The sequence below is a fragment of the Corynebacterium auriscanis genome, from assembly GCF_030408435.1.
GTDB classification, from domain to species: Bacteria; Actinomycetota; Actinomycetes; order Mycobacteriales; family Mycobacteriaceae; genus Corynebacterium; species Corynebacterium auriscanis.
Genome location: NZ_CP047046.1, coordinates 1,724,996 through 1,750,991 on the forward strand (window position 1 = coordinate 1,724,996; position 25,996 = coordinate 1,750,991).

Below are 25,996 nucleotides of genomic sequence, written 5' to 3' on the forward strand. Positions count from 1 at the left end.
CACCGCCCACATCCCACCGAAGCACCCACCGCCCACTCGCTAGTACGCAAAATGTGCAGCAGAACTCTGACAAAATGCGGCGGTGGGGTCTAGTGGTGAATGCAACACCCTGATTTGTTCATGAGGTGTTGATTATGTCCTACACTCCCGATCCTGCTGTTGTTGCTGCTTTCGACCTGATCGCGAACCACCGCTACAGCGCACTGCACGCAGCCCAAGCCACTGGCTGTACCGACCGTGCGTTGCGGGACTACATCACAAGCCAAGGTGCGCGCCTTGCGCGGGGACGTGGTGGTGGTGGTCTTGCCACCCACAAGACAACCACCCAGATGATGGTCATGTTCTTAGCATGTGCTGGGCGAAGTGATCACGATATTGCCGCCAGAACTGGTGTCCACCCAGTTACCGTGTACCGGTGGGTACATAATTCTGTCATGCCTGTGCCCCGCCCGTCGGTATCGTCGACAAGTAACCGTGATCAACCCATTGTGTTGTCAGTAGACCCCGTGGTGGTGAATTATCAGCCAGCGACAGTCAAAGTCGGCCGGGGTATGCGCTTAACCGCGTTCGACAGGGTCTACATCAAGTTTTGCCTAGATCAGAGTTATTCCATCCGCCGCACCGCCCGACAACTCGGCAGGCATCCCAGCGTGATCAGCCGCGAGGTCACCCGCAACAGTATCGACGGGGTGTATCACCCACTGATAGCCCAGCAACGCAGCATCGATGCAGCCAAACGCCCGAAACCGCGAAAACTTGATGCTCATACCACGTTACGACGTATCGTCATTCGACTGCTTGAACCGGCAGGTCTCACCGAAACGTATCGTAGCTAGGCTGAAACGTTTATCCGGCATTCATCAGGAGTTGACCTTGTCACACGAAACGATGTACCAAGCCCTCTACGTCCAAGCAGCTGGTGGGCTACGCCATGAGTTAACCGTCGACTACGCCCTTTCGATCAGGTCGCACAGGACGACGACCCCGCTCGAAGCTACCGACTCGCGGGCGCGGGGCGAAACCATGGGTTCATGGCGCGACAATACTCCACCCGCCCACCACACGCTGCTGACCGGGCAGTGCCAGGACATTGGGAAGGTGACCTCGTGTGAGGCGCTCAGGGTGGAAAGCACGCGATCATCACCTTGATAGAACGGCATAGCCGGTTGTTCATGGCTAGGTTGTTAACCACCGATCACACGTCCCAGACCGTGGTCACCGCGTTGAAAGACATGCTCGGGCAGATCAACCAGATGGCTATCGCCCCAGACCGTCGCGTCCAGACCCTGACCTGGGATCAGGGCGCGGAAATGGATGCCAGTGGTCAGCTGGCCGAACATTTTGAGGGGTTGAAGCTCTACTTCTGCGATCCGCACTCCCCATGGCAGCGGCCGAGTAACGAGAATATTAATGCCGAGCTACGCCGATTCATTCCGAAAGGCACCGATCTTGCCACGGTGACCCATGAGCAACTCCAGGAATATGAAGACCTCATCAACGACACTCCACGGGTGGTGCTAGATGGACTGACCCCGAGGGAAGTATTCTTTAACCTCGATCCATCCGAAGATGTTGCATTCACCGCCTGACCCTTCCCGGCAGTTTTGTTGGACTTCTGCTGCACATTCATTGGTCAACGTGAGAATACCGGCACCGGGACGTTCGAAAGAACCTCCTATACCCTTCCCGAATTCGCCTCCTGCAACCCGAACAATCTCACCCGCGGAGTTGACAACCTCTATGGGGACCCCTGGTTCCACAGTGGTCACGGACCCGGGCTTCGCAGTTGCTGTAGGCTCCGCTGCCTAGTTGTGCATCGATATGTTGGCCCACTTGTTTGCACCCGACAAAGCTATTGCCGACAGCACCACCAACGCAGTTCCCACCGACAAAGCTGCTGCCGACAGCAACACCAACGCGGTTGCGGTCAACGTCGCCGTTCCGGATATACCACGTTAAGCAATTAAAATGTGCCCTCGGGGCTCCTTCATGGGGGCGCCGAGGGCACATTTCTCCTTCCAAGACGAGGCAAACACCACACTTACCTCATCCACCACAGCGAGGGCTCGAGCAACCAACCACCTTCACATGATGCGAGCCCTCACCGTTGACTCTAACGCACTCCGCGTAAGTTTCTAAGCTGAAACCTAAGATTTCTTTAAACGAGTAATGAGCGCACGGGCGGTCACTTCCATGACATGGGGAAGAGCCTCAATCCTCTGCTGCAAAACATCTGGATGAATGTGGCGGGCCGACGGGCTCATACCGATCTGCGCGGCAATGGAGGCCTGGTCCAAACGCATGGTGAATTCCACGGGCTGGGATGGCCCGACAGGCGTGAGGTGCCCCGAAGCTTGCGAAATCATGCGCTGTACCTTACCGTCCTCCACGTCCAGGATGCCCAAGGGCTCGCGTAGCTCCGATAGGTGCCCACGGTCCGCGGTGAGTACCACTACCTCGCCCTGAGGCTTTAGGATACGGGCGAATTCAGCCGCATTGCGGGGTGCGAAAATAACGGTGATGGCATCCACGCTAGCGTCGCGGATAGGAAGGCGAGACCACGCGTCCGCCACCACGGCCCCCACGCGCGGGTGTGCGTGCGCGAGGCGCTTAGCCGCAGCCGTGGACACATCAACACCAATTCCTCGGGCACCCTCCACGGTGTCGAGCAAGTGCGCCAAATAGTAACCGGTGCCAGCACCGATCTCCACGATGCCCGGCTTGGCATCCGTTGATACTCCGGCCTCGTCAAGGACTTCCTCAACGGAGTGCGTGACCGCTTCCACAAAGGGTGCAAAGTGGCCACCGGAAAGGAATGTCTCGCGGGCGTCGATCATGGAAGCATCGTCGCCTGAATACCGCAGGCCAGAGCCCCCGGCTAGGGTGACATAACCTTGGCGAGCAATGTCATAACTATGACCCGATTCAGAGACCAACGTCTTCCACTTGTCGTCCCCCGCGGCTAAGGCGGTGCCATCGACGGGATCCGCCAGCAGGTCAATGACGTCTTCCAGCACTGACTATTCCTTCCAGCAAAATTGATTCCGTTATTTATAACACTATCTTCGGCTGGGCAGGTAGACGACTCCCCAGCAAACTAACCCGAATGGATTTTATAGTGCCCCCACGAGCATGGGCACTCCATCTCATGGGCCACCACATTCCCAGCGACTGAAAATGTGAAGCCCCGCGACCTCGCGACCGAGGCTTTGCAACGCTGCCACTGATCACCTACTCGCTCATTCACCACATTCCTAGCGGCTCAACCACCACATTTTTAGCGGCTCATCCACCACATTCCTAGCGGCTCAACCACTGAATGAGCGTACGGGCGCCGAAACCGGTACCCAGCGGGGTGATCTCATCGTAAATGCCCTCCGCACGCCCGGGTCCGGCAATATCCAGGTGGACATGGGCCACGCCCCGGGTAAAGCGGCGCACGAACATTGCCGCAGTAGTTGCTCCTGGTCCCGGCGGGCACTGACGCACGTCTGCAATTTTGGAATCCACATCGTCTTCTACGTACTCCGGCGTGGGCATCGGCCACCATCGCTCGCCAACTGAAGCACCCCGGCGCGACAACTTCACACCCACACCCCAATCGGGTGCAAACACGGCACCGGTTCGCAAGCCCAGCGCAACCTTGGCTGCGCCAGTCAATGTAGCGATGGAAACCACTGCTGCCGGCTTGTGCTTACGTGCGCCGTAATTCACGGCATCCGCCAACAACAAACGACCTTCTGCATCTGTGTTGGTGATTTCGCTGGTCAGACCACCGTAGTGCTCGATCACGTCCCCGGGACGGAAGGCCGATGCGCTGGGCATGTTTTCTGCCATTGGAATCAGTGCCACGACCTTGCGGGGTACCTGCATCTCGGCAAGCGCTTGGAAGGCGCTCAGTACACTGGCTCCTCCAGTCATGTCCGTGCGCATGGAATCCATGTTCGCGCTGGGTTTGATGGAAATACCGCCAGTATCGAAGGTCACACCCTTGCCAACCAGCACGACGGTCTTGCGCCGGCGCTTCTGCCCAATTCGTTCTGGGTCCCACACCAGTTCCACCAACCGCGGTGGACGCACAGAGCCCTGCCCCACCGCCAGGATGCCACCGAAGCCTTTTTGCTGCAGCCATTCTTCGTCACGAATGCGTACCTTCACGCCCTCGATGTCATTAACGGCCTTCTTAGCTTGTCGCGCGAACCACTCCGGCGATTTCACATTTGCCGGAGCGTTGGCTAAGTCCCGGGCCAGACACGTCGCCGCACCTAAACGCGCTCCGGTTTTCACGGCGTTCGCTAGGTGCTCGGACGTTGCCGATTTGCCGTTACCCGGCAAAACGATGTGGGCGCGACGAACCTTGGGCTTTCGACGTTTATTGGTGGTGACGAACGTGTGGTTTCCCACCGTCATCCCAATAGCCAAAGAACGTAGCTTATCCGCACTGACGTTCGCGGGAACGCTCACCTGCACCAGGTGTTTCTTGGCACGGACTGGGTGGCCTTGAATCAGGGTGCTCAGACGGCGAACTATATCTGCACCCGCAGCGCGCCAACCGTCGTCCTCGAAGTCCTCCGCGTGGGTCAGATCCAATAGCGCCAGGCGCGAACCTTTGAGTCCGTAAACGAACGACCCATCGGCTTGGATTTCCATGCCTGGGGACTGGGCGGCGTCGGAGGAAAGAATGGAAACCTCAATGATCTCGCTGGACTCGAGGCGCTCCCCCGCGGTCAATTCAACAACTCTTTGCGGGATCGAGGGTATGGGGGCAGTAGTGGGCACTTAGTTTTCCTCCTTCAACGGCGCATGTGGTGAAGATTGGTTGTCAGTGCGGGCAGCGTTTTCCAGCTCCGCCAAACGGGCATGAACGTTTTCAAGGTAGGCGTCCACTTCATCCTGTCGGTAGCCTCGCAACCCCAAGGAAAACTGGACCTTGGTGACCGAAGCGGCCGTCACTGGAGCCTGAGTGAGATTACGCCAGTGCTCTTGTGAAGCAGGCCCTTTCTTCACATCAGGGAACTCTTCCCCACGCCCGAAGACGTTCCCCAGAAGGAACGTCAACAACGCAGCCACAAGCACGCCACCGGCGAAGGACAACAACCAAAACATGATTATTAATCTACCTGCCGAGTGGTGAGCCGTGTCTAATGCGGTTGTGCTGGATCGTCGAAATGGTCGCCGCGAGTTAGGTTATCGATCCGACGCTGCACTTGTCGCTGCTGTTCGCGTAGTTTTTCCTTTTCCTCTTCCAGCGATTCCACCTGGCCATTGTGGGTATCTTGGCAGATCCGAACAGCCTCCAGCGGATCGTCGGTGACGTAGAACAGATCCACGTCCTCGGGTGAAATCATGCCCTCATCCACGAGACGAGTGCGGATCCAGTCCACCAGTCCGCCCCAGAATTCGCTGCCGATCAGAATGATGGGGAAACGTTGGATCTTGCCGGTCTGCACCATCACTAGGGATTCAAACAGCTCATCCAAGGTCCCGAAACCACCGGGCAGACAGATAAACGCCTGCGAGTACTTCAGGAACATCGTTTTGCGCACGAAGAAGTAACGGAAGTTGATGCCCATATCGACCCAACGGTTGAGTCCCTGCTCCATAGGCAACTCAATGCCTAGGCCAATGGACATGCCCCCGGCTTCCTGCGCGCCGCGGTTGGGGGCTTCCATCAATCCTGGGCCACCACCGGTAATGGTGGCATAGCCGGCCTTGTGGATCGCCTCGCCCAGCTGCACACCCGTCTCGTAGTAGGGATGTCCTTCCTTGATACGCGCGGATCCGAATACCGTGATGGCTTTCGGTAGCTTCGCCAGCGCACCGAATCCGTCGATGAACTCCGCTTGGATTCGCATCACACGCCACGGGTCTGTATGCAACCAGTCAGTTTCTTGCTGGTCGCGCAACAGTCGCTGATCTGTGGTCGACGTTTCGCCATCTTCGCGCTGTCGCCCCCGCAAGATCACGGGGCCACGGTAGCGGGTTTCTTGAGGGGGAGTCATCGTTGCTCTTTCTCTCTTCGAGTAGGTGTCCTGTACTTTTCTACCGCCGGGTCCACCTTTTTGCTTGGCATTGCCCCACCCCACCCCTCTGTCTTGACCGCCTCGTCGGCTATTTTTACTCGACGCCCCCCCTGTCCCCGACTGTCGCCCTATGCAGTGAGGAAACTGGTCAGCTGCGCATGCACCTGCTCAATTTGTGCCACGGGGCAGCGTTCATCGCGAGTGTGGGACCCCGACTGTCGCCCTACGCAGTGAGGAAACTGGTCAGCTGCGCATGCACCTGCTCAATTTGTGCCACAGGGCAGCGTTCATCGCGAGTGTGGCACAGGCTGGGATCGCCAGGTCCGAAGTTCACGGCGGGGATACCCAGCGCGGTGAACCGTGCCACGTCAGTCCAACCGTACTTCGCTCGCACGTTGCCCCCGGTGGCCTTAACGAGGCTGACTGCAGCGGGCTGATCCAGCCCCGGGCGCGCCGCAGCCGCCGTGTCGTCAATTTCCACGGCGAATCCCTCCGCGGGCGCATCGGGAGTACCCACCTGTAGCACATCGAAGGTATGCTGCAGGGCTTCGTCCACACTGCGATCCGGGGCGAAGCGGAAGTTGATGAAGGCCCAGGCCTCGTCCGGAATGGTGTTCGTGGCGACGCCGGATTCGGCGATGACTGCATTGAGTCCCTCCTTGTATGTCAGGCCGTCAACTTCAACATCGCGTGGTTCATAGTCGGCGACTCGGACTAGCACGCGCGCAAGGCGGTGCAAAGCATTATCCCCCAGCCAGGACCGCGCGGAGTGCGCGCGTTTGCCCAGCGCGGTTACTTTCACGCGCAGCGTTCCCTGGCACCCTGCTTCAATCAACCCACCGCTGGGTTCACCCAGTAAGGCCAGCTTGCCATCGAGCAATTTCGGATCGGAAGTGACCAAGTGATTCAGGCCATTAAACTCCGTTGCCACTTCTTCGCCTTCGTAGAGAACCAAGGTCATGTCCCTCGTGAGCTCCGGAGAGTTGGCCAAGGTGGCAAAAGCTTGGGCATAACAAGCCGCGCCGGATTTCATATCCACGCTGCCGAGGCCGAAAATGGTGTCCTCCCCCGTCTGCGGGTCTGGACCACGCCGCGAAGGCACATTGTCCGCGGGGGGAACCGTGTCGATATGCCCGGCTAGCACAATGCGGTCCCCCAGATCTCGATGTGTTCGTGCCACGAGCGTGTTCCCGTGACGATTCACCTCCACATTGGGAATCGAGCGCAGCGCTGGTTCAAGCAGGTCAGCGATGGTTTTTTCGTGGTGCGATTCACTGTAGATATCAACCAAATCAGCGGTGAGCTGTACCGGGTCGACCGTAAGGTCGAGCTGTTTGTATTCCATATCACCTTTCATACCCCATCAATATCACGGGTAGTATCGCAAGCCATTTTTCGCGTACTTACAGTGTATAAGTTCCCGTGTGGTGTAATTCATGCATGAGTTCTGCGAAACAAACCGAAAGCTCCCAGTTGGGGCATGGCCTGAAGACGCGCCACCTCACAATGATGGGGCTCGGCTCCGCAATTGGTGCGGGCCTCTTCCTCGGCTCCGGTGTTGGCGTGCGCGCCGCCGGCCCGGCCATTCTTTTGTCATACGTTGTCGCCGGTGTGCTAGTCATCTTCGTGATGCGCATGCTCGGTGAACTCGCCGCTGCGCGCCCGGCATCCGGCACTTTCGCCACCTACGGTCGGCAGGCCTTCGGCCACTGGGCCGGGTTCTCTTTGGGATGGCTGTACTGGTTCATGCTGATCATGGTGATGGGTGCAGAAATCACCGGAGCCGGTGCCATCATGGGTAGCTGGTTCGGTGTGCCGGGCTGGATCCCGGCACTGGTTGCGGTGGTGATCTTCACGATCGTTAACCTCGCCGCCGTGCGCGGTTTTGGTGAGTTCGAATACTGGTTCGCCTTCATCAAGGTGGCTGTAATCGTGATCTTCATCCTCATCGGTTTTGCCCTGTTGTTCGGTTTGTTCCCTGATTACGACTCCCCCGGTTTGAGCAACTTTAGCGATTTCGCCCCCAATGGCATTGCCGGTATCGCCGCTGGCCTGCTGGCCGTTGCTTTTGCATTTGGCGGCATCGAGATCGTGACCATCGCTGCAGCGGAATCCGAAAAGCCCAGTGAATCCATCGCTTCCGCAGTCCGCGCTGTGATCTTGCGTATCTCCATTTTTTACTTGGGCGCAGTCTTCCTCATCGCGGCGCTGCTGCCATTCAAGACCCTCGGCGCAGCCGAATCTGCTGCGGAATCTCCCTTCACGCGCGTTCTCGAGCTCGCGGGTATCCCCGGTGCCGTCAAGGGCATGGAGATCGTGATTGTCCTGGCCTTGCTGAGCGCGTTTAACGCACAGATTTATGCAACCTCCCGCCTCGTGTTCAGCTTCTCCAAAACCGGTTACGCGCCGAAGTTCTTCGCCCAGGTCAACTCCTCCCGCGTTCCAATCCGCGCGGTTATCTCTTCCCTGCTGTTCGCCTTCATCTCCGTTGCACTGCAGGTCTGGGGCCCAGCGAACCTGATCGGTATCCTGTTCAACGCCGTCGGGGGTTCCCTCCTGGTCATCTGGCTCATGATTGCGCTGTCTCAAATTAAGCTGCGCCCGCAGTTGGAGGCCGAGGGCTCTTTGCAGGTCCGCATGTGGGCATACCCCGTGTTGTCCTGGATCACGGTCATTATGATCCTTGGTTTGACTGCCCTGATGCTGTTTGATGCACAGGCGCGCCTGCAGGTGCTCACGGTTGCCATCGCTTTCGCAGCCCTGTCTGGGCTGGGCGTCGTCATTGGAAAGAAAGCCGGCGACGACCACACGAAGGATGCCTTGGTTTAGCCCCCAGAGGCAGCGGCAGTGGGCGCACGTTCGCTAGACTCTGTGGTTATGACTGCAGCTTTTGGTAATGGATTTGCAACGCTCACTGCCGATGGAACCGTGCTGGATGCATGGTTCCCAGAATTCGATCTCATTGATGAGACCTCTTCGGCCGACTTCAAGGGGGGAACGGTCACTCGGAGGAATGAGGAACTCGACCCCTACGCCCAGGGCCTCGTTGGCTCTGACGATGTGCGCGGTGTAGCCCGCGTAGCCATCCGTACTACCATCGCCGACCTAGATGCGGCCCCTGCCGATGCTTATGACGCATACCTTCGCCTCCACCTCATCTCCGGTCGAAAGCTGCAGCCGCACGGATGCAACTTGGACGGTGTCTTCGGCAAACTCACCAACGTTGTATGGACCAACCATGGCCCATGCGCGGTGGAGAACTTCAATCTCACCCGTCAGCGTCTGCAGGCCCAGCGCGGCCCAGTGACGGTCTACAGCATCGATAAGTTCCCCCGCATGGTCGATTACGTCGTCCCCACTGGAGTGCGCATCGGCGATGCCGATCGTGTGCGCTTGGGCGCTCACCTCGCCGAAGGCACCACTGTGATGCACGAAGGCTTCGTAAACTTCAACGCAGGCACCTTGGGCTCATCCATGGTAGAGGGCCGAATTTCTGGTGGCGTGGTCGTGGGCAATGGCTCCGATATCGGTGGCGGCGCATCCATCATGGGCACCTTGTCCGGTGGAGGCAAGGAAGTCATCTCCATCGGCGAGGGCTGCCTCCTGGGCGCCAACGCCGGTGTTGGCATCTCCCTGGGCGATAACTGCACCGTAGAAGCCGGCCTTTACATCACCTTCGGCACGAAGATCACCGTCAAGGGAGATGTTGCCCAGGCACTAGGCAAAACCGATGGCGACATCGTCAAGGCCGCAGACGTTTCCGGCACCTCGGGTGTTCTGTTCCGCCGTAACAGTGTGACCGGCGCTGTCGAAGCCGTCGCAGGTTCTGGCCCGATCGAACTCAACGAGGACCTGCACGCCAACTAGTGCACGGGGAACTGTCGACTCTGGGTGTGCCGTCCCATGGCGGTAAGGTGCACGCCAACTAGTGCGTCCAGAACTGCCCGTCTGCCCCATCAGGAAGCTTCAGGGACAGTTCCACTGCCCTTAAACCAAGCCGTGGTTCCAGCTGATCCGCTGGCCGCGGCTTATATTCTGGATACGTATCATCACCCACGATTGGCGCACCCAAGTAATTCATCAGCGCCCTGATCTGATGAGTGTGCCCGGTCGTCGGCCGTACCTCATAGCGCCACCTGGGTGGCTGGTTTTTTCTTTCTGACGCCACCGGCCCCAGCAACCGCACCCAAGTCTTCGTCTGCTTACCTATGCCCTCGGAAACCTTCACTTGGGGATCGTGCGCGATCTTGGCCATTCCCACTGCATAGTGCACCCACGACTCGTGTCCCGGCAGGTAAACCGTGGAATCGGCATGGTACGTCTTGTGGACTTCCCGGCGTTGAAATTGCGTTTGCAACGCGCCACGCGTGCGCGGACGACGGGACAACACCAGCAAGCCTCCTGTGAGCCGGTCGAGGCGATGGATCGCCACTAGGTCCGGTTCTTCCCGTCGCACGCGCAGCATGGTCTGCACGCAGGCGCGCATGAACTGCCCGTTAGGGGTACTGGGTAACCCGTGGGGCTTGTCTACCACGAGTACATCCTCGGTTTCCGCGACGATGGGGATATCCAGGTTCAGCAAACGTTGTGGCTCGCGCCCGACCCTCGGGTGAAACCAGGCGGGAATGGCCCGGGGTAGCGTCGAACCAGCAGGTAAAACTGTGCCCGGTGCAAAGGGGGAATCTCCCGCTGCGGCGGCAAGATAGACCACGCCGTCGTCTGGGACGCGCTCTCTTAAGACTATTCGTTGTGCGGAGATGCCGTCGATGGGGTCCGGTCTGTACGTTGTCATCGGGCGGGGTGGGCGATCAGCTGCCGCGGTTACTTCCCGAAACCCTCCGTGATGCGGCGGGCGGCGGCCTCGATGCGCTCGTCGGTGGCAGTTAAGCCAATGCGCACGAATTGCTGGCCACGCGGACCGTAAAAATCACCAGGTGCGACCAGGATACCCAGCTGGGCCAAGCGGGCGACGGTCTCCCGGCCATCACAGCCCTCGGTGGCCCACAGGTACAGTCCGGCTTGGGAGTGCTCAATGGTGAATCCGGCTTCCCGCAGCGCGATTTTCAGCATGTCGCGACGATGGCGGTAGAGTTCGCGCTGCAGAGTTTCGTGACCATCTTCTTCGAGTGCGGCCACCATCGCGGCTTGGATGGGGCCGGGGTTCATCAGTCCCGCATGACGACGGATTTCCAGCAGCTCTTGAATGAGCTGCGGATCTCCTGCCAGCCAACCCGCGCGGTACGAGGCCATGTTGGAGGTCTTCGACAACGAGTGCACCGCCAACAAATTACGGTGGTCGCCGTCGCATACCTGTGGATCTAATATGGAAACGGGTTTTTCACCCTCGAAGCCTAGGCCCACGTAGCATTCGTCAGAAATGATGATGGTTCCGGTGCGCCGCGCGTAATCCACGAATTTGCGCAGGTGTTCTACGCCCAACACCTGACCGTGAGGATTGGCCGGGGAGTTCAGGTAGACCAGCGAAACCGGCTGTGGACCGAGTTTCAGCAGAGAGTCGCTGCGCAGCACGTCAGCGCCCGCCAAGCGTGCAGAGACTTCATAAGTGGGGTATGCCAACTCGGGGATAACCACCGTATGGCCCTCGCCGACCCCCAGCAAGGTTGGTAGCCACGCAATTGCTTCCTTGGTGCCGATGACAGGCAAAACCGCATTCTTGGGATCAAGGCCCGTTACCCCATAACGGCGCTGCATTGCGCCTACGATTGCTTCCCGCAGACGCTGCGTACCCTTTGTTTGGGGGTATCCGGGCACCGCTGCAGATTCAGCGAGTGCCAGCTGAATGCTGGGCGCAACGGGGTCGATGGGGGTACCGACCGAGAGATCCACAATCCCATCGGGATGGGATTTGGCCTGCGCGGTTGCCTCAGCCAAAGAATCCCAGGGGAAATCCGGCAAGCGATCGCCCACTGGCTTTCGCAAGACCCGCGGTTGCACACCCGAAGCGTCAGTCATAGCCACCTACTGATTAATCCTGGTTCTGTGGAGGCAGGGCAGCCACCATCGGTGGGTCGAAATCCTGTGGGCCCAGCTTGGCAGCACCACCCGGGGAGCCGAGATCGTCGAAGAACGCCGCATTGGCGTCGTTGTACTCTTCCCACTCATCTGGCACATCATCTTCATAGAAGATCGCTTCCACTGGGCACACTGGCTCGCAAGCACCGCAATCCACGCACTCATCAGGGTGAATGTACAGCGCACGCTTGCCTTCATAGATGCAATCAACCGGGCATTCTTCAACGCATCCACGGTCCATCACATCCACGCATGGCTGCGCAATGGTGTAAGTCATCGTTGGTTACCGAACCTTTCGCAGTTGTTCGAAGGTACATGCAGTGGTTAGTCACACCACCGCCAAAACTTCAGTGGTTCAACTCTACAATCATATGCTAATTCAGTCGCGATCGACCTCAGGAAAACGTGGTCGCATCGGCCACATTCCTCCGGCAAGGCCGACTACCAACACCAGCATCGACCACAGCGTGGAGGGGACGAGTACGGAGCTAGCCCCGGGTAGGAACGGCCATGCGGAAAGCACCACAAAGCCCAACAACCACACCATAAGAGGAATTCCAGCAAGCACTCGGTTGGGAGTCCACAATAACGCGGTACGGGTGATAACCGAGTTGAACCATCCTGCAAGCACAATGGTCCACGGCACTGGCCAGCTGGTTCCACCGATGGTCACCCTGGTACCCAAGTAGAGCACCGCAATGAATAACCCACCGAGCGCGCCGATCGTCAACCACACAATGCCGGAGACCTTTTCTCCCCTGGTCGTATCCATTCGCACCTGCGATTTCGTTGGGTGACCCCAGTCTGGCTCGGCGGTTTCGACTGTCTTGTCACTGGTCACGCTGGTGTTTTCCTTTTCATCTCACTGGGTTGGTTCCGGGCGGGGTTGGTTCCGGACTGGGCTGGTTCCTGGCTGGGTTGGTTCTGGGGCGGAGTTGGTTCCTGGCTGGGCTGGTTCCTGGTTGAGTTGGTTCCGGGCGGGGTTGGTTCCTGGCGGGGGCAGTAACAGGCGGAAGTAGTAGCGGGCGCGGTATAGCTAGGCTAAGACAAACGCCATTCCTTCCGCTCCTCTTGCAACTTACTCCGTAGCCGATTTCCCTGCGAACAGGCGTGCAGCGAAATCCGGTGCAGCCTTCTCCGCGGTATACCCGACGGCGTAGCTTTCCTCGTTCAGCAAAGGCAGCGTCAACATGTTGGACAGGCAGTAGACCACGGGGTCGCTGTGCCGCGCCTCAGAATTGACGTCCGTGCGCGTGCCATCGGCCACCCACACCTGGGTGGCGTGCGCTGCCATCGCCTTTTGCTTAGACGCCACGTCTTCTGCGGAACCCGAGACGACGAAGTCCACCGCATCGGGGTTCGTCAAAGAATCCACGCCTGCTACATCAGCTTCCGTGGCCATGGTCCACCCCTCCGGAGCCTCCACTGATTCGAGGGCCGCCATGACTTTGGCACGATCCGTCACCGCCCATAACACCTGCTGTGGCTCCCACTGTGTTCCACGCAGTTGTTCCACCGCCGCGCGCGTAATCTGGTGGGCACGAATGTGATCGGGGTGGCCGTATCCCCCATCGGAATCGTAGGTGATGATCAGCGAGGGGCGTCGGACCCTAATAAGATCCACCAACTGTGCCACCTGCGCCGCAAAGTCATCCGGGCGCCAGGTCGCCGCAAAAGCCCTAGAATGTTCGATCGACGGGGTGCCGGCCATACCCGAATCGCGCCAGCAGCCGGCTCCGCCCAGCAAAAGCGGCCCATGATCGATTCCCAGCGCTTGCAGGGCTCGCTGCAGTTCCGCGATTCGGTAACCTCCCAGCATGCCCGTGCCTTTGGGGTGCTGCGAATTCTCGACAAGCCGGGCGTACTTCTCCCCGATGACCTCCCCCTCTTCGCCTAGGGTGCACGTCACATTGGTGACCTCGTGCCCCAGCCGTCGCGCTTTCGCCAAGGCCAGTCCCGTCCAGATGGATTCATCGTCCGGGTGCGCATGTACGGCCATAATTCCGTTAGGCATGGCTCCTCCTATGTTTACTGTCCCGTTGTAGCTGTTGGGGCGGCGCTGGATGGTTGTGCTTCGCTGGGTGACGGCACATCGTTCGGTGACGGCGCTGCAGTGGCCTGTACATCCCCGATAGTCCAACGCGCCGCCGTCGGGAAAATTCCACTCATCGGGCTCAATGGCCAGTCGGCCAGATCTGCGCTCGGGCCCTGCAACCTGGAATTAACCGCTACCAGCTGTTGCTCGCCCAGCAGTGGGAGGATCACATTTTGCGCGGCCACGGCTTGGTCAATCAACTCCCTGTCGCCAAACAACCGGTCCGTGTCGCTCGTCAGTGCGCTACTCAGCCGTCGATCGACTTGCGGTGAGCAGAACCCGCTGGTGTTGTTACCAATTTCTGACTTGGGGGCCGACGCCCCGCTGCCCGAGCCTTCCGCCCCGCCGTGGTTTGTCGGTGTGGCCGAATCGGGTTGTCCCGAGGCATTGCCCGAACCCGCGTTGTTTTGCTGGGTCGCCTCACCGTGGTCTGTGTTGCCTTGATCTGCGTTTTCTTGAGAGTCAGCGTTGCTCTTGGAATCTGCGCCAGACTCAGCGGCCCCGGTCGCTGCAGTAGACCCGGTTTTCTTCTTCCCCGGTGTTTCGCCAGCGGCGGTGCAGCCAAATTGATCAGCGTACTGACTCGGGCTGGCAGGACTGTGTTGCCAGTGAGCAACGAGGTCCACCGAACCGTCGACGAGAGCCTTGGTGTGCAGCTCGTTGGCCTCCATGGTCTTCACCGACGCATTGAATCCCGCCTGCGACAGCTGGTCCGCAGCGGTACGGGCCGCGTTGACTGCCATCGAATCGTCAGTATCCGCGCCAATGACCACGGGTGTATGGGGAGCATTCGTAATCTTTTCGGGAGTTCCCGCCAACACGTCCGGAGTGATATCCCACTTGGGCGCAGGGGGCTCGGATCGCGTGGAGACAATCTTGGCAATCACGTCACGGTCCAGCGACCGCATGATCAAGCCACGGGTTTTCGAATTCCGCATGGTGGTGCTGCGCAGGTTCGCCGTGAGGTTTAGCTGAACCGCCCGTCCAGCCGTGCGTTGCTGCACGTCCTTGATCTGGGCAAATGACAACTCAGACTGTTCGGCCGGGCGCATAGCGACCATCTGGATCTGTCCGGTGCGCAGCATCTGCACTGCCGTTGGGGTATCGGGAACCGCTGCGAAAACCAGCTTGTCAGTTTCTGCTGGTTTAGCGCCCCAAAAACGGTCATTGCGCTGCAACTCGATGATGCCGCGGCCCGAATCCACGGCAGATACGACATAACGGCCCGCCGATGCCGCAGACGAGCCTTCCATCATTGTGCCGAACACGTGGTTTTCCGCGCGATAAATGTGGCTCGGCAGCACGTGACGGAAGAGTTCTTTCCACGGCACGTATGGCTCTTTCATCGTGACCGTGAATTCCGTGGCGGAACCGTGCGAGTCGAATGTGGCAATGCGCCGGTACCCCCCGGCACGTTCCACGCCCGGGGTGTTTGCCATCACAGAAACTAGGTATTCAAAGTCGCTGCTGGTCACCGGGGTGCCATCGGACCACTGCGCTTGCGGATTCAGTTTGTACTTGATGGTGGTGGGTGCATTTGGGTCATCCGGAATCACTTCGCGCATCAAGTTGTCGTCCTGCACCCAGCCTCCTGGGCCAGGCACAAAAACACTGGGCAACGTGAGGTCTGCGATTGCAGAGGTCAATGGCGATTCATTGCCCGCCAAGTGGGGATTCAGGTTCGTGGTGAACGCATCCACCCCAACCGTGATTTGTTTGCCCTTGCCTCGCTCGTCCTGATTCAAGGGCGCGGGCGCGGTGGTCGACGTTGCTTGTTCTTCGACCGTTGGTGCATCCCCGGGGTTGGCTTGGCAAGAGGCCACGCTAACCGCGGCAACCGTGGCCATCGCAGCTAGGCTGACCCGCATGATGTGTTGTGAAGTCATATGCGTGGCCTTTTCTGACGGGGCTGGTGGTGGACGCGAGATGGCGAGGTTTGGCAGGGCAATTACTTGTTGCGCTGCTTTTCGCGGGAACGAGCACGCGCACGCTCGGTAGCGTTGAGGATAGTCTTGCGCACGCGAACCACGTCAGGGGTGACCTCTACACACTCATCCACGCCACAGAACTCCATCGCTTCTTCCAAGGTGAGGTTGCGTGCCTTGGCCAGCGTCACAGTAGCGTCTGCTGTAGCAGAACGCATGTTGGTGAGCTTCTTTTCCTTGGTGATGTTAATGTCCATATCTTCATCACGGTTATTGGCACCAACAACCATGCCCTCGTAAGCCTCGGCACCTGGCTCCACGAAGAAGGTTCCGCGATCCGCCAGCTGTTGCAATGCGTACGCCGTAATCTGGCCCGAACGATCGGCTACTAGGGAACCGCTGGCGCGGTCCTTGATTTCACCGGCCCATGCTTCGTAGCCAGCGGAGTAGCTGTTGGCGATACCCGTACCGCGGGTTTCCGTCATAAACACTGTGCGGAAACCGATGAGACCACGAGCGGGAACCACAAAGCGCATGCGCACCCAACCGGTGCCGGTGTTGTCCATGCCCTCCATGCGCCCCTTACGGGCAGCCATCAGTTGGGTGATTGCGCCCAGGTGCTCTTCCGGTACGTCGATGATGAGGTTTTCGTATGGCTCCTGTAGCTGACCATCAACCGTCTTCGTGACCACCTGTGGCTTACCCACGGTAAGCTCAAAGCCTTCGCGACGCATGGTTTCAACGAGCACGGATAGGGCCATCTCTCCGCGGCCTTGAACTTCCCACGCATCCGGGCGCTCGGTAGGAAGCACGCGCAGGGAAACGTTACCAATCAGTTCCTGATCCAAACGTGCCTTGACCATACGCGCAGTCAGCTTATCTCCGCCTCCCTTACCTGCCATGGGGGAGGTGTTCACGCCGATCGTCATGGAGATCGCGGGCTCGTCCACGGTGATGCGTGGCAACGCAACTGGGTTTTCTGGATCGGCCAAAGTATCGCCGATCATGATGTCGTCAATACCGGAGATTGCAGCGATATCACCGGCGATAACCTCCTCGGCAGGCACGCGGGTCACGCCAACGGTGCGCAGCAGTTCTGCGATTTTGGCGGTTTTGGTGTGCTCCACACCGTCTTCGTCGTAGTGAATCCAAGCCACCTGCTGCCCCTTGCGCAGCTTGCCAGCGTGGATACGAACCAGTCCGATACGCCCCAAGAAGCTGGAAGAGTCCAAGTTGGTGACGTGGGCCTGCAATGGCCCGTCCACGTCCGCACTTGGTTCAGGCAGGACTTCATACAGCACGTCGAACAGTGGCTGTAGATCTGGAGAATCTGGCACGTTGCCGTTGCCTGGGTTGTCCGTAGATGCCTTACCCTCGCGGCCGGAAGTGTACAGAACCGGCAGGTCCAGCAGCTGCTCGGCAGCCTCTGCAGCATCTTCATCCAAGGTGGAGGCCAGCTCCAGCAGCAGATCCTGGGATTCCTCGACAACCTCGTCGATACGGGCATCGGGACGGTCGGTCTTGTTCACGCAAATGATCACTGGCATCTTTGCAGCTAGGGCCTTGCCCAGCACAAAACGGGTCTGCGGCAGTGGTCCCTCGGATGCATCCACCAGCAGAACCACGCCGTCAACCATGGACAACGCGCGCTCAACTTCGCCGCCGAAGTCGGCGTGGCCCGGGGTGTCGATGACGTTAATGATCAGATCGGTTCCATCTTTACCAGCGCCCGCACGTCGGATGGCGGTGTTCTTGGCGAGGATGGTGATGCCCTTTTCCTTTTCCAGGTCACCAGAGTCCATCACACGTTCTTCAACTTCTCCGTGGGAGGAGAAGGCGCCCGATTGGTGGAGCATAGCGTCCACGAGGGTGGTCTTACCGTGGTCGACGTGCGCGACGATGGCAACATTACGGAATTCAGTCAAAGACACAGATCCGATTCTTCCTGTCCTATTTTGGGTCGGCCCGCGGTGGCGTCGAGTGCAGCAAAACGGGTCGCGATGCCGCACTTCGCTACATAGCGCATGCGGACGTGAAAAAATTACTGTTCAATCCTACTCGCAAACACCAGATCTACGCAGTGGGCACGGCCGTTTCCCCACCCTCACCCCTCCACTACTTCCACCCCATTTTTAACCGACGCCCTCCTGACCAGCAAAAACACCTTCAGCAGTTCACATGCGAAGATATATTTTCGTTTTTGCTTCCGATTTGACCTTGAGTGCTATTCTGATCAAAAGTAAACAAGCACGTGACAAATGTGACATATGTGACTAATGTGACTGCTATCTTTGACAATCTGTAACGAGAAGCACCTTTTGAAAGGTTCACCATGGCACTCTCCCGCTACTCACGTCGCGCCCTCGCTGCCCTGACGGCCGTGAGCGCACTGGCAGCTCCCGCTGTCATCACTCCCAGCGCGGCTCAAGCTCAAGTAGCGCGCGCCGCTAGCCCAATCGATAACTTGGGTCGCCCAGCCCCGCACGTGCTGAACCAGCTCGAGGCGATTTCCAAGAACCCGCAGCTTCCCAAGGAAGTTCGTGAGAAGATCGCTAAGGCTGTGAGCTTCTTCCGCGGCGATGGCAAGCCAGGTGTGAAGGTGCCACAGGGTGGCCCAGCATTCACACAGTTCGGCTGGCCAACCGTTTCCGGTAAGTGCATCGGCGGCAAGAACAAGGCAGTGGGCACCGCAATGGCCGTTCCTGGCCCCGCTAAGCTGCCACTGCCAGGAGTAAAGGCTGGCGAGGTCAACTTCGTCTTCACTGGTCTGGGAACCGGCACGGTGTCCAAGCACCAAAAGGCCCCGATGAACGTACGCTGGATCAACCTCAACACCGGCAAGATCGGCATGACCAAGCTCGGTTACACCGGCATCAATCCCGATGGCCCTGCCACGGTTAACGGTGCAGCCAAAACCGGTCGCGGAACCGTTCTAGCTCTGTTGGAAGGTGGCGTAACCACCTACGAGAAGGAATCTGGCAACACCCACTGCTCGTTCCTGCCCACCGCTGCGATCATCAACGTTCGCTAGAGGCTTTTGCACTAGGGGCGCTGGGGTTTATACCCCCAGTGCCCCGTTTGCGTACCCCAGAATTGTTTGCACGCTGCGCCGACAGTTAAGCCTCAGCTCTGCCACACGCTCGACCAGTGGTGGGCACCGCTCCAAAAATGTCAGCATACTGCACCAACGGTTAAGCCTCAGCTCTGCCACACGCTCGACCAGTGGTGGGCACCGCTCCAAAAATCTCAGCACGCCACCGCACCACCCACGAGGAACACCCCACCACAGTGCGATCGCATACTGAGATCATGCCCCACCTGCACGAAGGAAGACCATGCATGAAATCGATCTTCACCCCATAAAAACTGAAACTTTCGACATCGCCAACCAGATCAACATTGATCCAAAAGGCAACCAGCGCCACGTGGATCGCTACGAGGTCAACAATGGATGCCTGTACATGGGACGCGTTGCCGATCATCCCGATTTCTCTTACCTTGAATCATGGTTGCTTCCGGAACACAATTTGCGGGTCAGTCGGTTCCACTTTCGCGAAGGATTCAAACCCTCCCAAGAGCTATACGTTGATATCGCATTGATCACTCAAGAAAGCACGCACGACAGCGCCGTGTGGACAACGCGGGACCTGTACGTGGATTTGGTCAGCCACAACGACGGCACCTGGGACCTGCTGGACCTAGATGAACTAGGTGCCGCGGTGGAATCCGGTTACATCACTGCCAAGGAAGCTGCGACGGCGCTGATCACCACGCAATCCGCGATCGATGGGATTTCGACCCAGGGGTTTGCTGGGTGGATCGAGAGCTTGGGCGTCGTTATGACATGGCCAGTATGGGAAGCAAAGGCGCAGAACACCGGCAACCACAACCCCAGCTAACGGTACTGGCACGGGCAGGGGAAGTCGATTGGTCAGCAGGACCAGTCCTTGCGAGAAAGCGAACTCGAGCGTATGGCTGGAGGCATGCCTAAAAAAATCATTGTTATTGGAGGCCACGGTAAAGTGGCACAGCTCGCTACCCCCCTCCTGGTGAACGAGGGATACGACGTCACTTCCGTGATCCGGAATCCACATCACGTGCCCGATATTGAAGCACTCGGCGCCAAGCCCGAGATCCAAGACGTTACGGAATTGAGCGTTGAGCAATTCGCCGACCTGCTGAAAGGTCACGATGCCGTCATCTGGTCCGCTGGTGCCGGCGGTGGCTCCCCTGAGCGGACATACGCTATCGACCGCGATGCAGCGATCAACTCCATTGCAGCCGCCAAGATGGCTGGCGTTGAGCGCTACGTCATGGTCTCTTACTTCGGAGCGGGACCAGACCACGGGGTTCCTGAAGATCACTCCTTCTTCGCCTACGCCGAATCCAAGGCGGCGGCGGACACCGCACTGCGAGAGTCCAACCTGCAGTGGACCATCCTTGGCCCCAGCACTTTGACCGAGACCGACGGACGGGATTCTATTGACGCCGACGCGTCCGAGGCCACGAACGTTTCTCGAGCTACAGTCGCCAACGTCATTGCGCATGCGGTATTCAATGACGACACGGTGGAACGCACGATCAATTTCAATGAAGGCGACACCCCCATTACCGCGGCTTTAAACCCAGAGCTCTAGATCTTAAGCACTGCGCTTTAATCGGTACTAGGTACCAGGACCCACGCGGGTTACAGCGCGAGAGGCTGCGGGCAGTCTGACGCGTGATGCTGAGGGCAGGAAATGAAAACGACGGCCCCTACGGTGGCGAATTGAAACCTCCGCAGTGGCCGTCGAAAAATCGCTGTGACCTGCTAACCCAGAATCTGGCGCCCCATCACCATGCGGCAAATCTGGTTGGTGCCTTCGTAGATCTGCGTGATTTTCGCATCACGCATCATGCGCTCAACGGGGAAGTCGCGGGTGAAGCCGTAACCACCGAGCAGTTGAACGGCATCGACAGTGACCTCCATAGCCACGTCAGATGCGAAGGCTTTGGAACCTGCAGCCATAAGACCCAGCTTCTCGCCACCTTCCGCGAAGCCACGCTCTGCGTTGGAAGCCGCGGTGTAAATCATCAAGCGGGCAGCATCGATCTTCATCTTCATGTCTGCCAGCATGAACTGGGTGTTCTGGAAGTCCGCAATGGATTTGCCGAACTGCTTACGCTCCTTGACGTACTTCACTGCCTCGTCGAACGCACCCTGCGCAATACCCAGAGCCTGTGCGCCGATCGTTGGGCGGGTGTGATCTAGGGTCTGCAGTGCAGTCTTGAATCCGGTGCCTTCTTCGCCGATCATGCGGGATGCAGGAACGCGGCAATCCTCGAAGTACAGCTCGGCCGTTGGGGAACCCTTGATACCAAGCTTGTGCTCCAAACCGCCGACGCGGAAGCCTTCGTCATCCTTGTGAACCATGAAGGCTGAGATTCCACGTGCGCCGGCCTCTGGATCCGTCACGGCCATAACGGTGTACCAGCTAGAACGGCCGCCGTTGGTGATGAAGCACTTGGAACCGTTGATGACCCAGTCATCGCCATCGCGGACAGCGCGGGTCTTCATCGCAGCGGCATCAGAACCGGCTTCACGCTCAGTCAGCGCGTAGGAAGCCATCTCGCCGTTAGCAATGGATGGGAGAACTTCCTTCTTCAACTCATCGGAGCCGTTCAGGATCAGGCCCATCGTGCCAAGCTTATTCACTGCTGGGATGAGGGAGGAGGAGCCACACACGCGGGCAACTTCCTCGATGACAATGACTGCGGCTAGGGAGTCGCCACCCTGGCCGCCGAACTCATCGGGCACGTGAATGGCATTGAAACCGGAAGCGTTCAAAGCCTCTAGCGCCTCTTCAGGGAACCGTTCGTTCTCGTCGACATCCTTGGCGTGTGGAGCAATTTGCTGCTCGCTCAGCTCGCGGATGGCCTGGCGCAACTCGATGTACTCATCGGGCAGGCGGAACAGGTCGAAATCAGGATTGAAACCCATCGCGCAGTTAACCTCGCTTCTGTGTTCTACGGTGATTGATCTATTTCAATGTAACCACACCCGTTCACATCGTTATTGAATCCTTACCCAAAAAGGCACATATTTTTATGGCATGGCCGAGGAATCACGATACGGTTGTAAACATGAAGCCTTTGCACTTTCGCTCCGCTCGTACCCTCGGGGTCGCATCACTTTCTGTAGTGGCGCTATCACTCGCCGCATGTGGGGCGAATGACCCATCGAACGATCAGCGATCGACCGTCTACGGTTCTGATTCTTCTCAGCCCTCGAATGCCGCGAACGCATCGGACCACCTGGGCGCTGACGGAAGTGGCACCCAAAGCGGCGACCCTTCGCAAGAGAATTCGAAGCAGAAAGCCCTCGCGAGCGCCGATAACAACGGGCTGTGTAAAACCAACCAGCTGGACGTGACGGTGACACCTGAGCAGGGAGCAGCTGGCACCTCCTACTACAACATCGTCTTTGAAAATCGCTCCAATAAGGAATGTGCCCTCAAGGGTTTCCCCGGCGTGTCCTTGGTGAAAGACAATAACGGCTCCCAAATCGGCCGTTCCGCACAGCGCGAAGAGGGCATCCCCGCGGAGGCGGTCGCGCTGCGCCCGGATGAAAAAGCAATGGCTAGCCTAGGTATAACCCGCGCCGAGCTGCATGGAGATGCCTGCACACCCGTGCAGTCCACCGGGATTCGCGTTTACCCGCCGGAAGAAACCCTCGCCGCATACGTCCCACTCAAGGCCACCGGTTGTGAAGGCAACGTGGAGACCCTGAAGATCCGGCCGGTGCAGCCCTACAAGCCAGCACCGGGAACGGCAAACGCTAGGTAAGCTTTGGCTTCTTTCTACCTAGTCGCAGCCCTCGTTGCGCTTCTCACTGTGGGCGCACGGGGGTTTCAGCTTTCCCAGCGGGGCTTGTTTTGGGATGACTTGGTCATCCCATCGTTCTATTCAGGATTCAACCCCGTTGGAGGTCAGCCCACCTCAGCCATGGGTGAAAACAGCGCGTCGGCCACACCACCGGGTGTTCCCGGTATTTCCCCCGCCGATCCAGCTTCCGCACAATTCGCCGCCGAGCAGCTCCGCTCCGCTCTGGGCAAAACGATCCCAGATGCCCACGCTTCCCTCCCGGAGCGACTTTTCACTCCCTATGATGGCCACCTCATGCCCGGTACCAGTGCGCTCCAACTGGCAGTTTCACGAGCCAATCCCCTGTCGTGGCATGTACCCGCGGTGCTCATTTTCGGGCTCACGATTGTGCTAACCATCGGTTGGTTTCTCGTCGCACGGAAAGCCATCCAATGGGGTGCTTCTCCTGGCCTCGCCTTAATCGTCTACACCGCCGCGTGCGTATCCCCATTCCTCAGCTCGGCCACAGGATGGTGGTCGGCAGCGATTAACGCGTTGGCATGGCAACTGGCCGCCGTGGGAATCCTGCTTGTTGGCCTGCACGCGAAGAACCGCACCGTGGCGTTGTCTATCGCTTTCACCGGCATCCAATTAACGGCTTTGCTCTTCACCGAAAAAGCCCTCAGCCTCGTCGCCATCATTGCCACCGTGACGTGGGTGCGTGCCCAGGTGCAGCGCCAACCCCGCCTCCTGCGAGCCACGATTGCCCCGGCGGTGCTGACTGTTGCATGGGCCGCCTGGTACCTCTCCATCGCGGGATTCCACGATGATTCCGAAGGTTTCGCCGTCACGACCGCTGTCCCGAAGGCCTTAGCCACGCTTGTTCTTCCCGGCATGATAGGCGGGCCCTGGGTATGGGATCGATGGCATCCGGGTTCACCCTTCGCGGACTTGGCGCTGGGTATCGCTGTGCCGGTCTCCCTCGCGATCGTGACGGGGTTGCTCTACCTGGCTTGGCGAGTGGTTTCCAACTCCACCCGCAGCACCCGGCGCGCGATGTGCGTCCTTGCGATGATTGTGGGCGCCAGCTTCGCTTACTTGGCCGCGGTCCTTGTGGTCATGGTCCGGGCGCGTACTAGTACGGGCACCACGGATCTTCTCCCGCGCACCCCCCACTATTACGCGGATTGGTGGACTTTCACCCTCGTGGTGGTATTGCTGGGTGGGATTGCCCTTTCTTCCCGACGCCCCTCCGACCATCCCCCTGCAATCCCCACAGGGCGCCGGTTTTCTGTGGCCGCGATGTTCTTGGCCATTTCTGCCACGATATCCACTGTGACCTGGACAATGACTTGGCAGGATGATCCCACGCGGGAATACCTAGCAAATCTCCGCCAGACGGTGGTGGATCCACAGCGGGCGGGCACGCTTTCCCCCTTACTCAGCCAGCCAGCACGAATCGATGTGCTGTCCCCGCTTTTGCACCCGTTCAATTCAATCAACGCAATAGCGGGCGTACCAGTGGCTACGCATACCACGCAACCTAAAGTTGTGGACGATTCGGGACGATTAGTGGACGCGGGTGTGCTGCGCGTGGCGTCGAATAAAAAGGGCACTGAGCCCCAGTGCGGAACCCGCATTACGGCGGGTAAACCGCGCGTGGTGGTGCTGGATCAGCCACTGCCTTTCGGGGATTGGACGTGGGAGTTCAATGCGGCGGCGACACAAGACGCGCAGGTCCGGATCAGTATGCCGAATGGTTTACAGTCGGCTTCGGAAGTCTCGAAGCGGGCGGTCACGGTGCCCGTTGGGACGGAGCTGCAAACGCAGTGGGTGCGGATTAATGGGGTGGGTGGAACTATCGCCTTGGAAGTACAGGGGGCCGAGGGGACCAGTGTGTGCTTAGGCGAGGGAGCGATCGGGCCATTGCTGCCGGTACAACAATAACGGCAAACAAGCCGTCCCGCTGGGGCTGTGCGGAGAACTAGCACGTGGCTCGCTCGCCCCTTTTCATCGCGCTAGTCTTCGCCTGCCGTGCCCAAGTGACGATCGATGTAGCGGACGGCCAGACCGGAACCGTTGACCGCCTGGTAGTTCACGTGGATACCCTGGCCCACGATGAGGTTAGGGATGCCTGCATAAAACGCAGCTTGTTCCCGCGGATCCAAGCGATCGATGGTCGACTTGGCCTGAGCCCAGGGGGAGAAACCGGTGAGGATTGCGCTGCGGGCAAAGGCCTTCGTCAACGGCGCAGCTGACCGTGGAGTATCGCAAACTAGATCACCACGGCGGCAAATCTCGAGCACCCGGTCATTGAGTTTGCCATACCCTCCCTTGAGCTCTCCGAAAGCGCCATCAGTGCGTGGAGCGCCACCTGCCTGGGCAACGTCGCCGTGCGCGGAGCGGTTGGGGTTGGCGATCATCACGGCGGAATCCAAACGATTAGCGGCAATGGGACCGCGCCCATACGCAATATCATTAACGATTCGCGAGGCAATATCAGATCCCATGGAGTACCCAATGATGCTGAACGTGGCCTGCGGGCAATGAGCAGCCTCGCGCGCGATGAGGGTCCGTGCCTTTTGATAGCCGTTCGTCCGAGTTTGCTCGTAGCTGTAGGCGCCACCGGGGATCGAGGAGAAAGATGCGTACCGATCCACCACTTTTCCGGGGTGATTCACACGCAGCTGGGAGCCCACCTCTGCGGTGTAGGCTCCTACAGGCAGGGTTTCCGGAAGATTGGCCGCAGTGTTTGCCCCACCGGGCACATTAACAACGATATGCGGTGCGCACCCCCGAGGGGCCAAGGACGTACCCACCTGGGATGACCCAATGGAAACATGGTTGAGGGGCAACCCTGGCAGGCTCGGTAGCTGGGCCTGCGCGGTGGCACCGGTGGATGAAGAAACATTCATACCCACGGTTCCAGTGATAGCTGCGGTGGCACCGACCGCCGCGATCATGCCTCGGGTGACCTTTGCCCGGAATGATTGTCGACGTGAGTTCACAGCTTGAGTTGGCTTTGTAACCGCCACTGCAGCAGTGTGAGTAAGTTTGTTCACCGTTTGTGACCTCAT

General features: G+C 58.9%; 23 protein-coding genes and 1 pseudogene. 10 read left to right on the forward strand and 14 right to left on the reverse strand.

Translation table 11 applies throughout. The features are described from left to right. Positions 1-134 precede the first annotated feature (134 nt). The 3 genes and pseudogenes from CAURIC_RS07210 to CAURIC_RS07220 all read left to right on the forward strand — a co-directional run bounded on the left by CAURIC_RS07210 (position 135) and on the right by CAURIC_RS07220 (position 1,959). Positions 135-836, forward strand: coding sequence for a helix-turn-helix domain-containing protein (locus tag CAURIC_RS07210; protein WP_290182285.1), 702 nt, complete (start codon positions 135-137; stop codon positions 834-836). A gap of 297 nt (positions 837-1,133) precedes the next feature. Beyond that, a pseudogene (locus CAURIC_RS07215) lies at positions 1,134-1,589 on the forward strand (IS30 family transposase); the annotation flags it as partial. Positions 1,590-1,833: 244 nt separating this feature from the next. Beyond that, positions 1,834-1,959, forward strand: coding sequence for a hypothetical protein (locus tag CAURIC_RS07220; RefSeq protein ID WP_268871062.1), 126 nt, complete (start codon positions 1,834-1,836; stop codon positions 1,957-1,959). Between the two features lie 188 nt (positions 1,960-2,147). Here the strand turns inward: CAURIC_RS07220 and CAURIC_RS07225 are convergent, their stop codons facing one another. The 5 genes from CAURIC_RS07225 to dapE form a co-directional block, all read right to left on the reverse strand. Then, a complete protein-coding gene (locus tag CAURIC_RS07225; protein ID WP_035115096.1) occupies positions 2,148-3,017 on the reverse strand; it encodes a methyltransferase domain-containing protein in 870 nt (289 codons plus the stop codon). A gap of 283 nt (positions 3,018-3,300) precedes the next feature. Then, positions 3,301-4,779, reverse strand: a complete 1,479-nt coding sequence (locus tag CAURIC_RS07230; protein ID WP_290182290.1) for a leucyl aminopeptidase family protein — start codon at positions 4,777-4,779, stop codon at positions 3,301-3,303. After that, the gene (locus tag CAURIC_RS07235) at positions 4,780-5,106 is read right to left on the reverse strand and encodes a DivIVA domain-containing protein (RefSeq protein WP_052095098.1); all 327 of its coding nucleotides are present in this window, start codon (positions 5,104-5,106) and stop codon (positions 4,780-4,782) included. It lies immediately after the preceding gene. Between the two features lie 35 nt (positions 5,107-5,141). Further along, complete coding sequence (locus tag CAURIC_RS07240) at positions 5,142-6,002, reverse strand: LOG family protein (RefSeq protein ID WP_035115098.1); 861 nt, start codon at positions 6,000-6,002, stop codon at positions 5,142-5,144. A 244-nt stretch (positions 6,003-6,246) separates the two neighbouring features. Further along, positions 6,247-7,368, reverse strand: coding sequence for a succinyl-diaminopimelate desuccinylase (dapE, locus tag CAURIC_RS07245; protein ID WP_035115140.1), 1,122 nt, complete (start codon positions 7,366-7,368; stop codon positions 6,247-6,249). Between the two features lie 95 nt (positions 7,369-7,463). Between dapE and CAURIC_RS07250 the strand changes: the two genes are divergently transcribed. Both CAURIC_RS07250 and dapD read left to right on the forward strand, forming a co-directional pair. Beyond that, positions 7,464-8,852, forward strand: coding sequence for an amino acid permease (locus CAURIC_RS07250; protein WP_290182295.1), 1,389 nt, complete (start codon positions 7,464-7,466; stop codon positions 8,850-8,852). A 48-nt stretch (positions 8,853-8,900) separates the two neighbouring features. Continuing rightward, complete coding sequence (gene dapD, locus CAURIC_RS07255) at positions 8,901-9,890, forward strand: 2,3,4,5-tetrahydropyridine-2,6-dicarboxylate N-succinyltransferase (protein WP_035115142.1); 990 nt, start codon at positions 8,901-8,903, stop codon at positions 9,888-9,890. Positions 9,891-9,948: 58 nt separating this feature from the next. Here dapD and CAURIC_RS07260 read toward each other — a convergent pair whose 3' ends face one another. From CAURIC_RS07260 to typA, 7 genes are all read right to left on the reverse strand, one after another. Beyond that, positions 9,949-10,815 (reverse strand): pseudouridine synthase, encoded by an 867-nt coding sequence (locus CAURIC_RS07260; RefSeq protein WP_290182297.1) that lies wholly within the window; start codon positions 10,813-10,815, stop codon positions 9,949-9,951. 29 nt (positions 10,816-10,844) lie between these two features. Further along, positions 10,845-11,996: a succinyldiaminopimelate transaminase gene (gene dapC, locus CAURIC_RS07265; protein ID WP_052095100.1), complete on the reverse strand. Its 1,152-nt coding sequence runs from the start codon at positions 11,994-11,996 to the stop codon at positions 10,845-10,847. A 13-nt stretch (positions 11,997-12,009) separates the two neighbouring features. Then, positions 12,010-12,333 (reverse strand): ferredoxin, encoded by a 324-nt coding sequence (gene fdxA, locus CAURIC_RS07270; protein WP_035115101.1) that lies wholly within the window; start codon positions 12,331-12,333, stop codon positions 12,010-12,012. A gap of 102 nt (positions 12,334-12,435) precedes the next feature. After that, complete coding sequence (locus tag CAURIC_RS07275; RefSeq protein WP_035115103.1) at positions 12,436-12,897, reverse strand: hypothetical protein; 462 nt, start codon at positions 12,895-12,897, stop codon at positions 12,436-12,438. 237 nt (positions 12,898-13,134) lie between these two features. After that, a complete protein-coding gene (gene mshB / locus CAURIC_RS07280; protein WP_035115105.1) occupies positions 13,135-14,070 on the reverse strand; it encodes an N-acetyl-1-D-myo-inositol-2-amino-2-deoxy-alpha-D-glucopyranoside deacetylase in 936 nt (311 codons plus the stop codon). 14 nt (positions 14,071-14,084) lie between these two features. Continuing rightward, positions 14,085-16,037 (reverse strand): ABC transporter family substrate-binding protein, encoded by a 1,953-nt coding sequence (locus CAURIC_RS07285; protein ID WP_052095101.1) that lies wholly within the window; start codon positions 16,035-16,037, stop codon positions 14,085-14,087. 62 nt (positions 16,038-16,099) lie between these two features. Further along, positions 16,100-18,007: a translational GTPase TypA gene (gene typA / locus CAURIC_RS07290; protein ID WP_035115107.1), complete on the reverse strand. Its 1,908-nt coding sequence runs from the start codon at positions 18,005-18,007 to the stop codon at positions 16,100-16,102. 401 nt (positions 18,008-18,408) lie between these two features. Here typA and CAURIC_RS07295 point away from each other — a divergent pair, with 401 nt between their 5' ends. The 3 genes from CAURIC_RS07295 (at position 18,409) to CAURIC_RS07305 (ending at position 20,713) form a co-directional block, all read left to right on the forward strand. After that, positions 18,409-19,107 carry an Rv1157c family protein gene (locus CAURIC_RS07295; RefSeq protein ID WP_035115109.1) on the forward strand — a complete coding sequence of 233 codons (699 nt, stop codon included), beginning with the start codon at positions 18,409-18,411 and terminating at the stop codon, positions 19,105-19,107. A gap of 304 nt (positions 19,108-19,411) precedes the next feature. Further along, positions 19,412-19,975, forward strand: coding sequence for a ribonuclease FAU-1 family protein (locus CAURIC_RS07300; protein WP_035115111.1), 564 nt, complete (start codon positions 19,412-19,414; stop codon positions 19,973-19,975). Between the two features lie 84 nt (positions 19,976-20,059). Then, positions 20,060-20,713: an SDR family oxidoreductase gene (locus tag CAURIC_RS07305; protein ID WP_035115148.1), complete on the forward strand. Its 654-nt coding sequence runs from the start codon at positions 20,060-20,062 to the stop codon at positions 20,711-20,713. A gap of 173 nt (positions 20,714-20,886) precedes the next feature. Here the strand turns inward: CAURIC_RS07305 and CAURIC_RS07310 are convergent, their stop codons facing one another. Beyond that, positions 20,887-22,056, reverse strand: coding sequence for an acyl-CoA dehydrogenase family protein (locus CAURIC_RS07310; RefSeq protein WP_035115113.1), 1,170 nt, complete (start codon positions 22,054-22,056; stop codon positions 20,887-20,889). Between the two features lie 143 nt (positions 22,057-22,199). Between CAURIC_RS07310 and CAURIC_RS07315 the strand changes: the two genes are divergently transcribed. After that, positions 22,200-22,901 carry a DUF4232 domain-containing protein gene (locus CAURIC_RS07315; protein WP_052095102.1) on the forward strand — a complete coding sequence of 234 codons (702 nt, stop codon included), beginning with the start codon at positions 22,200-22,202 and terminating at the stop codon, positions 22,899-22,901. 3 nt (positions 22,902-22,904) lie between these two features. Continuing rightward, complete coding sequence (locus CAURIC_RS07320; protein ID WP_035115115.1) at positions 22,905-24,866, forward strand: hypothetical protein; 1,962 nt, start codon at positions 22,905-22,907, stop codon at positions 24,864-24,866. Positions 24,867-24,937: 71 nt separating this feature from the next. Here the strand turns inward: CAURIC_RS07320 and CAURIC_RS07325 are convergent, their stop codons facing one another. Further along, on the reverse strand, positions 24,938-25,981 hold the full coding sequence (locus CAURIC_RS07325; protein WP_172644080.1) for a cutinase family protein: 1,044 nt from the start codon (positions 25,979-25,981) through the stop codon (positions 24,938-24,940). Positions 25,982-25,996 lie beyond the last annotated feature (15 nt).

Bases quoted from the DNA above. Each gene is read 5' to 3' on its own strand.
- CAURIC_RS07285 (WP_052095101.1), bottom strand. From the start codon at position 16,037: ATGACTTCACAACACATCATGCGGGTCAGCCTAGCTGCGATGGCCACG.
- CAURIC_RS07295 (WP_035115109.1), top strand. From the start codon at position 18,409: ATGGCACTCTCCCGCTACTCACGTCGCGCCCTCGCTGCCCTGACGGCC.
- fdxA (WP_035115101.1), bottom strand. From the start codon at position 12,333: ATGACTTACACCATTGCGCAGCCATGCGTGGATGTGATGGACCGTGGA.
- dapE (WP_035115140.1), bottom strand. From the start codon at position 7,368: ATGGAATACAAACAGCTCGACCTTACGGTCGACCCGGTACAGCTCACC.
- mshB (WP_035115105.1), bottom strand. From the start codon at position 14,070: ATGCCTAACGGAATTATGGCCGTACATGCGCACCCGGACGATGAATCC.
- CAURIC_RS07310 (WP_035115113.1), bottom strand. From the start codon at position 22,056: ATGGGTTTCAATCCTGATTTCGACCTGTTCCGCCTGCCCGATGAGTAC.
- dapC (WP_052095100.1), bottom strand. From the start codon at position 11,996: ATGACTGACGCTTCGGGTGTGCAACCGCGGGTCTTGCGAAAGCCAGTG.
- CAURIC_RS07250 (WP_290182295.1), top strand. From the start codon at position 7,464: ATGAGTTCTGCGAAACAAACCGAAAGCTCCCAGTTGGGGCATGGCCTG.
- CAURIC_RS07235 (WP_052095098.1), bottom strand. From the start codon at position 5,106: ATGTTTTGGTTGTTGTCCTTCGCCGGTGGCGTGCTTGTGGCTGCGTTG.
- CAURIC_RS07315 (WP_052095102.1), top strand. From the start codon at position 22,200: ATGAAGCCTTTGCACTTTCGCTCCGCTCGTACCCTCGGGGTCGCATCA.
- CAURIC_RS07305 (WP_035115148.1), top strand. From the start codon at position 20,060: ATGCCTAAAAAAATCATTGTTATTGGAGGCCACGGTAAAGTGGCACAG.
- CAURIC_RS07260 (WP_290182297.1), bottom strand. From the start codon at position 10,815: ATGACAACGTACAGACCGGACCCCATCGACGGCATCTCCGCACAACGA.
- CAURIC_RS07300 (WP_035115111.1), top strand. From the start codon at position 19,412: ATGCATGAAATCGATCTTCACCCCATAAAAACTGAAACTTTCGACATC.
- CAURIC_RS07240 (WP_035115098.1), bottom strand. From the start codon at position 6,002: ATGACTCCCCCTCAAGAAACCCGCTACCGTGGCCCCGTGATCTTGCGG.
- dapD (WP_035115142.1), top strand. From the start codon at position 8,901: ATGACTGCAGCTTTTGGTAATGGATTTGCAACGCTCACTGCCGATGGA.
- CAURIC_RS07210 (WP_290182285.1), top strand. From the start codon at position 135: ATGTCCTACACTCCCGATCCTGCTGTTGTTGCTGCTTTCGACCTGATC.